We start from the raw sequence: 11,900 nt of genomic DNA on the forward strand, positions 1-11,900 counted from the left end.
CGATCTCCGTGTCAACCGGGCTTTTCAGCCATTTCGCGAAACCGGAAACCGAAGCTTCCGAAGCCGCAAAAAACCGTCGGAGGAAAGCAGCGAGGCCACCCTCTTTATCGTTTCCGACGATTCGATTGGAGCGCGGAGACTAGTTGGAACTGACTGCAGAAGCAAGAAGTTTTTAACTTCTTTCCTCCTTGGGGTCTGGAAGACTTTCGTCTCCCCGGCCCCGGCGGCCAGCCCGTCTCCGAGCGAGGTGGCGATATACGGACCGGGCATTTGGTCTGCAAGCGGCTTTATCGATTCCAGCGAAGTTTCTCGCCGAGTCCGGTTCACCGACCCGGGTGAGAATGCCGGTCCTGCTCAGCCGCGCTGTGCTTCAGCCAGCGGCTATATAGGTCCGGAGGCTCTCAGCCTCACTGGTGGCCTCCGCGATCTGGCATTTCACGACATCGCCGATGGAGATCACGCCACTCAGTCGACCGTCCTTGAGCACCGGCAAGTGGCGGATCCGACGATCGGTCATCCGGCCCATCAGAATCGCCACCGTCTCCCCGGGCTCGGCAAAAACCACCTCGCGGGTCATATAGTCGGCGACCGGGCGCAGCAGGCAGGCCTGCCCATCCCTGGCCACAGCCCGGACCACATCGCGTTCGGACAGGACGCCGACGACCTTGTCGCCATCGCAGACAATCAAGGCACCGACCCGCTTGTGCTCCAGTTCGGCGCAAGCGCGCGAGAGGGTGAAGTCGGGGGCGATCGAATAGACAGCGCCCCCCTTGTCCTTGAGGATTTCGGTAACCAGCATCGGGCGGTTCCTTCACTCTATATAAGGGGCAGCCGCAGCTGGCTGCTTTCCAACAGGATCGCGCAGGCGGCCCCGGGAATCAAATCACGAAGGTTTCTGACCAAAAAGCCGGGCGACCGGACCGATGGCGAGAAGTCCAAAGACAAAGCCGGCTGCGTGCGCTTCCCAGGCGATACGGGCCCCCTCCACGCCCGGCGCGAACCCGATCAACCCCGTGGCGGCGTTCACGGCCATGATGACGGCCGCCGCGGTAACCACGCGCCGGTCTGTAATGGCGCGCAGACGGCCCGGGCGACTTCCCAGCAAACGCAATGCAGCCCCCATCAGGCCGAACACCGCCCCGGAAGCACCGACCACGGCGTCATCGCTGCCGAGATGGACCACGGCGTAGCCGATCGAAGCCACCAGGCCGCACACTATATAGAAGGCGAGAAACACGGCCGGCCCCTTGGTGCCGGTAAACAGTCGGGCGACGGGCGGTCCGAAGGCCAGGGCGGCAATGGCGTTGGCGGCCACGTGCCCCCAGCCTCCGTGGACAAGCATGGCGCTGAACAGTCCCGGCCACCAGTCGCCGTACACGAGCGACGACGGCAGAAACGCATAGGACAGGCCGCCATCATGCAGTCGCTGCTGCACAAAAAACAGAATCGGCATCGACAGGGCCAGAAGGACCGCCACTGGTGGAGCGTTCAGAATCTTCTCGCGGCGGGGGGCGTCGATTCGGTCAGGCGGCAATTGCATCTGCTTCAAATGCGCAGCGGTCACCGCAATCTCAAGCGCTTCTTAATATCCCTATCCCATTTTGGCACGCGGATTGCCTGTCGATCCGTAAACCACGTTCGCGTGCGGAGCGCTGTAATGTCACTCTTTCGGCTGAAGTCCGTCCTGATGCTCGTCGTCCTGGGCCTGCCTGCGCCTGCAGCGGCCCAGTCCACCGGGTCATCAAGCGCGGCGACCTACCAGGCCGGCTACGGCGGCTCACGCTACACGACAGCGAGGGCCCAGACCGGATCGACGCGCGACGCCAACGGCAACCGCCTGATCGTCAACGGTCTGATCCAGAACGGTGCCAGCGCCTATTCCAGCGCATCCGGCGGCGTTTCCTCCAGCTACAGCGGCGCGGGCAACACGGGTGGACTGAATGCCATCGGTGGGGCCTCGGCCATCGGCAACAGCCTGAACGTCGTGGTTCAGGGCAGCCACAATACCGTCATCGTCAACTCCACCCAGACCAATAACGGCGCGATCACCGCCGGCACGGCCCTGAACGGCACCCTGAGGTTTCCATGAGCATTCGCCAGCGCCGATCGAAGACCGCGGGCGCAGTCTGCATCGCGGCGGCCCTGCTGACCGGCTGCATTTCGGCGACCGCCAGTCCCGCGGGCCTCTATGCCACGCCGATCGGCAATGCGCCCGTGACGGCAAACCCGACTCCCTACTCCACCGCCCTGTTCTGCATGGCGGACTATGCCCGCCGCTACAATCTGCCCTCGCCACGCATGGCTGTCGGGCGGATCAGCGACTACACCGGGACGGTCTCGGCCGACGGCGGCCGCCAGGTCACCGGCGGTGCCTCGCTGATGGCGGTCTCGGCCCTGGCCAAGTCCGGGGCCAGGATCGTCGAACGCTACGACACCTCGGTGTCCGAGCTGGAGCTGCGCTACGCCAACAATCGCCTGATCGGCGACGACGGCCCGGGCGGCGCTGAGGACCAGCAATACCGCCGCATCCTGGCCGGCCAGGTACCGGGGTCGGACTTCTACATGGTCGGCGGCATCACCGAGGTGAACTACAATATTCGTTCGGGTGGCTTCGACGCCGCCGGCGGTGAGGCCACGTCCAGCACACCGCTGTCGGTCGCGTTCAGCGGCAAGGCCTTCGTCATGAACATCGCGATCGACCTGCGGCTGGTGCAGACCACCACACTGGAGGTGGTGGATGTCGTCTCCTACCAGAAGCAGATCATCGGCCGTGAAGTCTCGGCCGGGGTGTTCGATTTCCTGAACGGCAATGTCTTCGACATTTCTGCGGGCGAAGGCGGCTTCGAACCTGTGCAGCTGGCGGTCCGCGCCCTGATCGAACGGGCCACGGTCGAATTCATGGCCAATCTGTACGGGGCACCGGGCCCCGAGATCTGCCTCAACGCCTCGAACGACCCGCTCGGCGGTACCACCGGCCTCACCGGCGGCTACTATCCTGCCTATCCCAACACGGACACCAACAATGGTCAGACCCGCTCGGATCCGTCTCGCTGGCACGATCGGCGCGACACTGCTGTGCGCCGCAGTCGCTACTGAGGCCCTGGCGCAGGACGGCGCGATTGTCCTGAACAACCAGATCCAGATGGGCGACGTCGTCGCCGGTCAGACGCTGAACGTCGTCGACGCCGAAGAGCAGGTCACGGTCTCGACCTCGGCCCGGGGCAACAGCTTTTCGGGTGCGGTCGAGAACGGTTCAATCACGGTTGATTCGACCCAGGAGATGCACGGCGACGCGCTGGCGACCACCACCATGACCCTGGGTGGGGATACCGCCGGCAGACTTACGGCGACGACCCAGGCGGGCGGGAACTATCTGGCCGCCGGTGCCTACGGGGCCGATCTGCGTGTGGACGCCAGCCAGTTGGTTACCGACGGTGAGATCGCCGCCAACTCGACCATCACCAACGATTCGGCACGCCTGCTCGCGGGCGCTACCGTCGACACCTCCGCCATCGGCAATACAGCGGCCCTGGGCGGCGATGGCTCCACAGTCAGCGGCGTCATCAGCCAGGGGTCTTCGGCGACGATTCGATCCTCAAATCTGGCCAGCACCCAATACATCCCGGCCCAGGCCGCCTTCAGCAGTCAGGCCATCGCCAATGCCGTGGCCGTCAACAGTGACGCCGCATCAAACCAGAGCCTCTACGTCCGACAGCGCTCGACCGGCGATTTGATCGAGGCCGGGACCAGCGCCAATGCCGGCAATGCCTGGGATCTGGCCGGGCGCGCCCGCGCCAATGCCAACCAGGCGGTGTTCCAGAACCAGGGCGGGGCATTGATTGCCGAGACGGATCAGGCGAACGCCGCACGGGTCCGGGCCACCGCAATCACGACGTCCTACGATTTCGGGGCCGCCGAAGCCTACGCCCGGGCGGCGGGCAACGAGGTGTCGGTCGGCAACAACGATGTCTACGTCGAGATCGACAATACCCAGTTCAACTCGGGGGGGGTCGACTCAACGGCCACCTTCTCCGGCACCAACGGCTATGACGTCTATGTCGGTGCCGACGCCGTCGGCAACTCGGTGACCGGCTATGCCTGCTCGGAGTGTGCCGGCTATCTGACAGCGACCAACGTCCAGACCAACAACGGCTCCGTCACAGCCTCCGCCCATACGACCGTGGCCGGTTCCGCCCGGGCGGTGATCACCGGCACCAACGCCGTGGGCAATGCCGCGACCTTCTACGTCTCCAGTCCCGGGCCCTGAATGCGCGGACAAGCAGCCGCCGTCCGCGCTATGCGGGTGACGCCCAACAATTGACACGCTAGGGTTCTGGCAATCTTTTCTGTGCAGTACCGGTGCCTCTCAATTGTCTTGGGGCACCGGGCACCTGGAGTGTCCCCAATGCGATCTGCCCGTTTCCTTCTGCTCGCCGCATGCAGCAGTCTCGCCCTCTCCCTGGGCGTCCTGCCGGCTGTAGCTTTCAGCCAGGCGCAGCCTGCGGCAGTGGCCCCGGCAGCCGCACAGCCTTCGGACCCCTGGGCGCACTCGACCAGCGACATTCCCGCTGACGCCAACGTCCGCTTTGGCGTTCTGGCAAACGGCATGCAGTACGCGATCCTGCGCAATGCGACGCCGGCGGGTCAGGCCTCGTTCCGCCTGCGTATCGACGCCGGCTCGCTGATGGAGACCGAGGCCCAGCTCGGGCTGGCCCACTTCATGGAGCACATGGCCTTCAACGGGACGACCAACATCCCCGAGAACGAGCTGCTGCGCATCCTCGAACGCCTGGGTCTGGCCTTCGGTGCCGACACCAACGCCTTCACCAGCTTTGACCAGACCGCCTATTTGCTGGAGCTGCCTCGCACCAATGACGAAACCGTCGATGCGGCCCTCCGGATCATGCGCGAACAGGTGTCGGAAGCCCTGATGGCACCCGCCGCAGTCGATGCCGAACGGGGCGTGATCGAGGGCGAGGAGCGGATGCGCAACACGCCGCAAATGCGCATCGCCAAATCCCAGTTCGGCCTTCTCGCGTCGGGCCAACGCCTTGCGAACCGCTTCCCCATCGGCGATCTCGACATCATTCGCAGCGCACCGCGAGAGCGCTTTGTGGAGTTCTACAACGCCTACTACCGGCCCAACCGCGCCACCTTCATCGCCGTCGGCGATTTCGATGTCGAGATGATGGAAGGCAAGATCCGCGCCGCATTCGAAAGCTGGACCCCCAAGGCCGCCGATGGTCCTGATCCTGATCTTGGCCAGGTCGCTGAACGCGGCCCTGAAACCCGGGTGCTGGTCGAACCTGGCGTCCAGTCCTCCGTCGACATCAACTGGATCCAACCCCCTGATCTCGATCCGGACACCGTCGCCGAACGTCGCGAAAGCCTGATCCGCGGCCTCGGTTTGGCGGTGCTGACCCGCCGTCTCGGGGAGCTGACGCGCGCCGACAATCCACCGTTTGTAAGCGCAAGCGCCTCGACCGCCACGGTCTTCGACAGTCTGTCGGCTGGCTCTGTCAGCGCCAGATTCAACCCCGGAGGCCTGGCGCGGGCGCTGGAAACCATCGAGCAGGAACAGCGGCGACTGGTCCAGTTCGGAATAACGCAGGCCGAACTGCAGCGGGAGATCACCGACAACCGCACCCGGCTGCAGAATGCGGTCACCGCCGCAGCAACGCGTTCGACTCCCGCACTGGCCAACGAGCTGCTCGGAGCGGCCAATGAGAGAGACGTCTTTGCTTCACCGGCGACCAGCCTCGCCCTCTTCAACGCAACCGTCGAAGGCCTGACACCCGACCAGGTCACCGCCGCCGTCCGCCCGGTTTTCGCAGGCCAGGGGCCGGTCGTCATGGTCACCTCCCCGGTCGCGATCGAGGGTGGCGAGGCCGCCGTCACGGCGGCGCTGGAAGCTTCGCGCCAGGTCGGGGTCACCGCTCGTGCGGATGAAGCCGCGCTGGAATGGCCTTACACAGACTTTGGAACGCCCACTCAGCCGAGCGCCCGCACAGAGATCGCTGACCTTGGGGTCACCCGCGTAGACTTCCCCAACGGCGTCCGGCTGTTCGTCAAGCCGACCGAGTTCCGCGACAACCAGATCCTCGTCAACGTTCGCACAGGAATCGGCGAACTGGCTTTGCCCACGGACCGCATCACGGCCATGACCCTGGCCAATTCGGTGATGGGGCCGGGCGGCACTGCGAAGCTGACCGTGGATCAGCTGACTCGCGTTCTCAGCGGCAAGACCTACGGCGTCAGCGCCCGCCTATCGACCGACGCCTATACCCTGAGTGGGGCAACACGGCCGGAGGACCTCCAGCTCGAGATGCAGGTGCTGACCGCCTACCTGGTCGATCCGGGCCTTCGCTCCGCCCCCTTTGAACTGGCCCGCAGCCAGTTTTCCGCGCAGCTCGCCCAGAGTCGCGCAACGCCCGGCGGCGTTCTGAGCCGCAACCTCGGCGAATTGATCAGTTCGGGAGACCAGCGCGACGCCACCCCTACCGAGGCGGAGGTCGCGGCCATGTCGATCGAGGAGATTCGCGCCGGCGTGACCTCAGGCCGCGCGCGTGGGCCGATCGACATCGTCATGGTCGGCGACGTCGCCGTGGAGGACGCCATCGCCACCGTGTCCAACACCTTCGGTGCCTTGCCGGATCGCGGAGCCCAGGCCGAACCCCTGCCAGGCTCCGACGTCCGCCGCTTTCCCGCCCCCACGGCCGAACCGCTCCGGCTGAAGCATGAAGGTCCGGGTGAGCAGGCAATCGGTCTCATCGGCTGGCCCACCACCGATGCCGTCGACGACAAGCGCGCGGCCCGGCAGCTTTCCATTCTCAATGCCGTGATCCAGCTCCGGCTGAACGAGGAAGTCCGCGAAAAGCTGGGCATCTCCTATGGTCCGGGGTCGGCAGCGTCGTCGTCGTCGGTGTTCCCCGACTATGGCTTCCAGCTCATGCTGGCCGAGACCCGCCCCGAAAACCTGCCGGTGCTGTTCACCGCCTTCGACTCGATCGCCGCGAGCCTCCGGGACACGCCGGTCAGCGAGGATGAACTGCTTCGGGCCCGCGCGCCTGCCGTCGAATCGCTGCGACGCAGCCAGGCGGACAATGGCTACTGGGTCAGCCAGCTCGCGGGGGCAGGTCGCCAGCCGGCCACGTTTGAGGAAATCCGCTCGCATCTGTCGGATCTCGAATCGGTGACGTCCGACGATATCCAGAGATTGGCGCGCCGGTACCTGACACCGGACACGGCATGGCGTCTGATCATCACTTCGGACAATCCGGCCGCACCCGCCGCGGCGGTGCCACCGGCGCAGTAGAAAAAATGGCCCCGGTCCTTGCGGATCGGGGCCAGTTGCATTCCCGGCTTCGTCGATGGAGATCGACGGGCATACGGTACGGGATCGCGGATGACCCCGGGCTGAACAGCGGCTTCAGAACACCCGGCCGCCGACGCCACCGTCCAGGGTGATGCTGGCCCCCGACACCGCGATGCCGGACGACTGCACGACCTCCTCGCGATACTCGGTGTAGGTTTCCTCGCGGATCATCGTCAGAATTTTGACCCCGGCACCGTAGCGACGCAGCAGCGAGCGTTCGTTGCAGTCACGCTCGGGCTTCTCCGGGCGGCATTCGACCGTGCCGCCGCGGCCGTGCCACAGGGCCTCGCGCTTGCGGCAGCTCATCGTCTCGCCGTGATCGAAGCGGACTTCGCCGAGATATTCGGCGATGGTGACCTGCAGCCAGGTGCCGGCGAGGCAGCGATAGAGTTCGCCTTCATAGTCGCCGCGCACGTCGCGCTCACCGCGAACCTGCGAGGCCGGATGCGGCACGTTGCGGTCATCGATGCAGACGGCCTGGATGACCACCCGCTTTTCAAAACGGCGGCGTGATTCGAACGGCACGCGAATGACCTGCGAGACCGCGGCCCCCTCGACCATCAGGCCGGAAATGGTGGTCGGATAGGGTTGGTCAACCGTGACATAGGCACTTCCACCGCCCTGCACGAAGACACTGGAACCGGCCCGGGCATTGATTCCGGCACGCGCCGAGGCACCGGCGTTGGCGTTGGCGTTGGCGTTCACATTGACGTTGACGTTCACGTTGCCTCCCCCGCAGCAGGGCGGCGGCGGCGGCTGCTGGCAGCACGGCGTCGGCGGCGGCGGCGGCGGGGGCGGGGGCGGCGGGGGCTGACAGCAGGGCGGCGGCGGCGGCTGACAGCCCGTGCCACATTGAGCAGCGGCGCTGTCGGCGAAGGCCGTCAGGGCGAGAAAGCCCGCCGCGGCTGGTAGCCAGGTCTTGATCCGCACCCGCATGGGCTGGACTCCCGATCGTCAAAGATTACGCCGGCCAAGCAAGAGTCAGGCCGGTCCAACCGGTATCAAAGCGGAAAAGCCTTTCGTTTCCGTTGCCATCCGGGGTGTGCGGTCCCGGCCCCATCCTTGCGGAACAGGGGGTGGAGGCCGGAGCCATGTTCCATTCTGACACCCAGACGCTGATCGACACCTGGACCGCCCTGGGCGAGACGGCGGCGATTCCCGATCGCGCCCGCCTCGACCCAACCCGCCTCGGCCTGTTGCTGCCGCGCGCCTTCATGGCCGTGCGGCGCGGGGATGGGGCCGTGTTCCGCCTCGCCGGCGGCTGGATCGAGACCTTTCATGGCGACCGCCTGGCCGGCACGGCCTGGCTGACGTGGTGGAGCGAAACCAGCCGGCCGCTGGTCGTCGACGCCATCACCCGCACCTTTCGTGAAGCGCGGCCGGTGGTCATCGTCGCCGGGGCCGGTGACGACGAGACGGCGCTGGAGATCACCCTGACGCCGCTGCGCGGGCCGGACGGCACCGCGGACCGGATTCTGGGCCTGTACGCCCCGACCACGGCCGCGACCCGCGATCTGGTGGACGTCGATTCGCTGACCGCGCGCGTCTCGGTCGGGGTCGGCGACGCCCGACGCGCCCCGCTGAGCCTGGCCACGGTCGACGGCCGGCTCATCGCCTAGACCGGCTTGAGGTCGGCGGCATAGCGCCGCCAGTTCTGCACATAGTGGGCGGCCGAGGCCTTCAGCGCCGCGATCTGGCCGGGCTCGAGCTGACGCACCACCTTGCCGGGCTGGCCCATGACCAGGGAGTTGTCGGGAATCACCTTGCCCTCGGTGATCAGGGTGTTGGCCCCGATCAGACAATTCCTGCCGATCCGGGCCCGGCCGAGAATCACCGACCCGATACCGATCAGACAGTTGTCGCCGATCTCGCAGCTGTGCAGCATGACCATGTGGCCGACGGTGACGCCGTCGCCGATGGTCAGGGGCTCGCCCGGGTCGGAATGCAGGACACTGCCGTCCTGGATATTGGTGTCGCGGCCGATGGTGATCGGATCATTGTCACCGCGGACGACCGCGCCGAACCAGACACTGGCCCCCGGATGCAGGGTCACGTCGCCGATCACGGTGGCGTTCGGCGCGATCCAGTATTCACCGTCCGCCGGCACCTGCGGTTTCTTGTCCGCTAACGCATAGACTGTCATGAAAGCATAACCTTATCTGAAGCGAATGAGGGCTTTAAGCCTTCGTAAACCACGTTAGCATCATCCTGTTGATGCGATTCGAGGCCGCCATTTCGGCCCCGGATCGGAAGCCGGATCAAGCCCGGTCCGGTCAGGCCCCGAGGAGGACGCGCGTGACGCGTTCCGGTCGACGGCGGGTATGCCCGCTGGAAGTTCACCCTTCCCCCGATCCGGGCGGCTGCACGGCCTCCGTTGCTGCGATTATCCCGACACTCGTACGAGGCGATGCTTTTCCGGCATCGCCTTTTTTCATGCCCTGGAGGCGCCCGTGACCAAACGTGCCGCTATGAGACGCCAGTCGAACCGTGACGGTGTCCTTGATTCCCGCCAGTTCAGTGATGAGTCCCGCGCCCGGCGCGGGGCGACCCAGGGCAGCTGGTCGCCGATGCCTTCCAATGATGATCGCGACCAGGCCTATCTGAAGACGCTCAAACCCCGGTCTGACGGCCAGGCCGAGATGATGACGGCGATCGACGAGCACAACCTGGTCCTGTCGCTGGGCCCGGCGGGTACCGGCAAGACCTATCTGGCCGTGGCCAAGGCGGTCGAGGCCCTCGAGGCCGGCACCATCGGGCGCATCGTCCTGTCGCGGCCGGCGGTCGAGGCCGGCGAATCGATCGGCTTCCTGCCCGGGGACATGGAGGACAAGCTGGCCCCCTATCTGCGGCCCCTCTACGACGCCCTGTCCGACCGGCTGAGCATGAAGCGGGTCAAGGCGCTGATGGCCGAGGGCCTGATCGAGATCGCCCCGATCGGCTATATGCGCGGCCGCACGCTGAACAATGCCTTCATCGTCGTCGATGAGGCCCAGAACTGCACCTATGTGCAGCTGAAGATGCTGCTGACCCGGCTGGGCTGGCATTCGACCATGGTGGTCACCGGGGACCCGCAGCAGTCCGACCTGTTGCCGGGGATCTCGGGCCTGACCGACATCGCCGAGCGCCTGGCCCCGCTGCCGGACATCGCCGTGGTCCGGCTGGCCGAACGCGACATCGTCCGGCACCCGCTGGTCGCCAGCATGATCGGGGTGCTTTAGCCCGCGCACGGCCCCTCCCTTCTCCCGTCGGTGGCGGGAGAAGGGACCCACACCCGAACTGAACAGCCGCCATTGGCCGCGCGGGTTTCCCGGGCGGTGAGGGGCGTTGGCGGAGCGCCGGGCGGACGCCCGGAGACCGTAGGGGTATGGGTTTCGGCGAACGTCAGACGCTCCGCGCGGACGGGTTTCCACATGCCCGGACCATGGGCCTCGCTGTTGACGAGGGGTCCTTCTGCACACGGCGGGCAGGGATGGCAGCGACCATCTCCTGGACCGGTGCGGGTCTCCGCCCCGCCCCCTCGGCCGTCCGGCTTTTCACCCGGCTCGACCTCGCATCCCCGCGGCCAGCGACCCCGACAGGGGATCCGGCTCCGGGTTGCGCCCGCTCCATCCGCTCCCGCCGCCGCTGCGGATCGCCGGCCGAGCGAGCCCCCCGTGCGACGGGACGGGGGAGAGTCTGGCACGCGCGGGGACCAGGGCGGGAAATTCGGGTGCGGATTTGGCCAAGGTGTTGATCGGGTTGGGGTTTGGGTAGCGACGATAGGGGAATTTTTGGCAAACACCTCGCATTCCCCCCGCTTTCGTCATCCCGGGGGCGCGTAGCGAACACCGGGACCCAGCGGTGCCGCAGCGGAGCGGAGGCGACCTCGCCCTCGCACGACCAGCGGCGTTCGCGGCAGGGTCGCGCTGGCGCGCGCCGCTGGGTCCCGGGGTCTGCGCGGCTGCGCCGCTTGCCCCGGGATGACGACAGCTTTTTGGGGGGCGAACACCGTACGCCCACACCCCGACCCCTCTCCCCCGGGAGAGGGGCTTCGTTGCCCGGTCCGGCCCTAGTTTGGCGGGGCGGCGGCCTCGGCGGCCTCGGCCTGTTCGTGACAGCGCCGGCCGGCGTAGAGACCGTTCAGATAGTACCAGCGGTGCTGGATCGCCCGGGCTTCGGCCTCGCGGCGGTCGCGCTCGGGTTGGGTCAGGGCCTCGGCCCCGGCCATGACGAGGCCGGCCCCGGGGATCAGCATCGCCGCGCCGGAGCGGGCGACGCCGCCGAGGGTGTCGAACAGGCCCCCGTCCGGCTCTCCCCCCATGGCCTGGCTGAGCCCGGCGGCCTCCTCGGACATCTGGACGCAGGTGAGGGTCGAATCGGTGGTCCGGATGATGGGGGCAGGCCCCTCGGCCTCGGAGTCCACGGCAGAGGCGGCCGGTGTCCCGGGGGCCTGGGCCAGGGCGGCTCCCGACAGGGCCAGGCTCAGTCCGGCCACGCCGGCAATCAGTCGAAAGGTCATCACACGCTCCACTCCACCCTGTCGCAT

At 66.8% G+C, this 11,900-nt stretch carries 11 protein-coding genes; 6 read left to right on the top strand and 5 right to left on the bottom strand.

Going from position 1 to position 11,900, the window contains the following annotated elements; genetic code table 11:
• Positions 1 to 370 precede the first annotated feature (370 nt).
• Entirely contained in the window at positions 371 to 799 is a 429-nt protein-coding gene (locus AACZ75_RS02335; protein WP_339871000.1) for a CBS domain-containing protein, read from the bottom strand.
• An 84-nt stretch (positions 800 to 883) separates the two neighbouring features.
• A complete protein-coding gene (locus AACZ75_RS02340) occupies positions 884 to 1,564 on the bottom strand; it encodes a rhomboid family intramembrane serine protease (protein WP_339871002.1) in 681 nt (226 codons plus the stop codon).
• A 93-nt stretch (positions 1,565 to 1,657) separates the two neighbouring features.
• Between AACZ75_RS02340 and hfaA the strand changes: the two genes are divergently transcribed.
• From hfaA to AACZ75_RS02360, 4 genes are all read left to right on the top strand, one after another.
• On the top strand, positions 1,658 to 2,089 hold the full coding sequence (gene hfaA, locus AACZ75_RS02345) for a holdfast anchoring protein HfaA (RefSeq protein ID WP_339871004.1): 432 nt from the start codon (positions 1,658 to 1,660) through the stop codon (positions 2,087 to 2,089).
• Positions 2,086 to 3,096: a holdfast anchoring protein HfaB gene (gene hfaB / locus AACZ75_RS02350; RefSeq protein WP_339871006.1), complete on the top strand. Its 1,011-nt coding sequence runs from the start codon at positions 2,086 to 2,088 to the stop codon at positions 3,094 to 3,096. The genes hfaA and hfaB overlap by 4 nt, the downstream gene beginning before the upstream one ends.
• Positions 3,023 to 4,267: a holdfast anchor protein HfaD gene (gene hfaD, locus AACZ75_RS02355; protein WP_339871008.1), complete on the top strand. Its 1,245-nt coding sequence runs from the start codon at positions 3,023 to 3,025 to the stop codon at positions 4,265 to 4,267. The genes hfaB and hfaD overlap by 74 nt, the downstream gene beginning before the upstream one ends.
• A gap of 81 nt (positions 4,268 to 4,348) precedes the next feature.
• Positions 4,349 to 7,315, top strand: coding sequence for an insulinase family protein (locus tag AACZ75_RS02360; RefSeq protein ID WP_339871009.1), 2,967 nt, complete (start codon positions 4,349 to 4,351; stop codon positions 7,313 to 7,315).
• A gap of 114 nt (positions 7,316 to 7,429) precedes the next feature.
• Here the strand turns inward: AACZ75_RS02360 and AACZ75_RS02365 are convergent, their stop codons facing one another.
• On the bottom strand, positions 7,430 to 8,098 hold the full coding sequence (locus AACZ75_RS02365; protein ID WP_339871010.1) for a hypothetical protein: 669 nt from the start codon (positions 8,096 to 8,098) through the stop codon (positions 7,430 to 7,432).
• A gap of 368 nt (positions 8,099 to 8,466) precedes the next feature.
• Here AACZ75_RS02365 and AACZ75_RS02370 point away from each other — a divergent pair, with 368 nt between their 5' ends.
• Entirely contained in the window at positions 8,467 to 8,994 is a 528-nt protein-coding gene (locus AACZ75_RS02370; protein ID WP_339871011.1) for a PAS domain-containing protein, read from the top strand.
• On the opposite strand, the gene AACZ75_RS02375 is transcribed toward AACZ75_RS02370, so the two are convergent.
• Entirely contained in the window at positions 8,991 to 9,518 is a 528-nt protein-coding gene (locus AACZ75_RS02375; protein WP_339871013.1) for a gamma carbonic anhydrase family protein, read from the bottom strand. The genes AACZ75_RS02370 and AACZ75_RS02375 overlap by 4 nt on opposite strands.
• A 307-nt stretch (positions 9,519 to 9,825) precedes the next feature.
• Between AACZ75_RS02375 and AACZ75_RS02380 the strand changes: the two genes are divergently transcribed.
• A complete protein-coding gene (locus tag AACZ75_RS02380; protein ID WP_339871014.1) occupies positions 9,826 to 10,593 on the top strand; it encodes a PhoH family protein in 768 nt (255 codons plus the stop codon).
• 830 nt (positions 10,594 to 11,423) lie between these two features.
• On the opposite strand, the gene AACZ75_RS02385 is transcribed toward AACZ75_RS02380, so the two are convergent.
• Entirely contained in the window at positions 11,424 to 11,873 is a 450-nt protein-coding gene (locus AACZ75_RS02385) for a hypothetical protein (RefSeq protein WP_339871015.1), read from the bottom strand.
• Positions 11,874 to 11,900: the final 27 nt, after the last annotated feature.

Origin of the sequence: uncultured Brevundimonas sp., assembly GCF_963975535.1 — a bacterium.
Taxonomy (GTDB): Bacteria; Pseudomonadota; Alphaproteobacteria; order Caulobacterales; family Caulobacteraceae; genus Brevundimonas.

Excerpts from the sequence above, each read along its gene's own strand:
- AACZ75_RS02335 (WP_339871000.1), bottom strand. The coding sequence starts at position 799 with ATGCTGGTTACCGAAATCCTCAAGGACAAGGGGGGCGCTGTCTATTCG.
- hfaA (WP_339871004.1), top strand. The coding sequence starts at position 1,658 with ATGTCACTCTTTCGGCTGAAGTCCGTCCTGATGCTCGTCGTCCTGGGC.
- hfaB (WP_339871006.1), top strand. The coding sequence starts at position 2,086 with ATGAGCATTCGCCAGCGCCGATCGAAGACCGCGGGCGCAGTCTGCATC.
- hfaD (WP_339871008.1), top strand. The coding sequence starts at position 3,023 with ATGGTCAGACCCGCTCGGATCCGTCTCGCTGGCACGATCGGCGCGACA.
- AACZ75_RS02370 (WP_339871011.1), top strand. The coding sequence starts at position 8,467 with ATGTTCCATTCTGACACCCAGACGCTGATCGACACCTGGACCGCCCTG.
- AACZ75_RS02375 (WP_339871013.1), bottom strand. The coding sequence starts at position 9,518 with ATGACAGTCTATGCGTTAGCGGACAAGAAACCGCAGGTGCCGGCGGAC.
- AACZ75_RS02385 (WP_339871015.1), bottom strand. The coding sequence starts at position 11,873 with ATGACCTTTCGACTGATTGCCGGCGTGGCCGGACTGAGCCTGGCCCTG.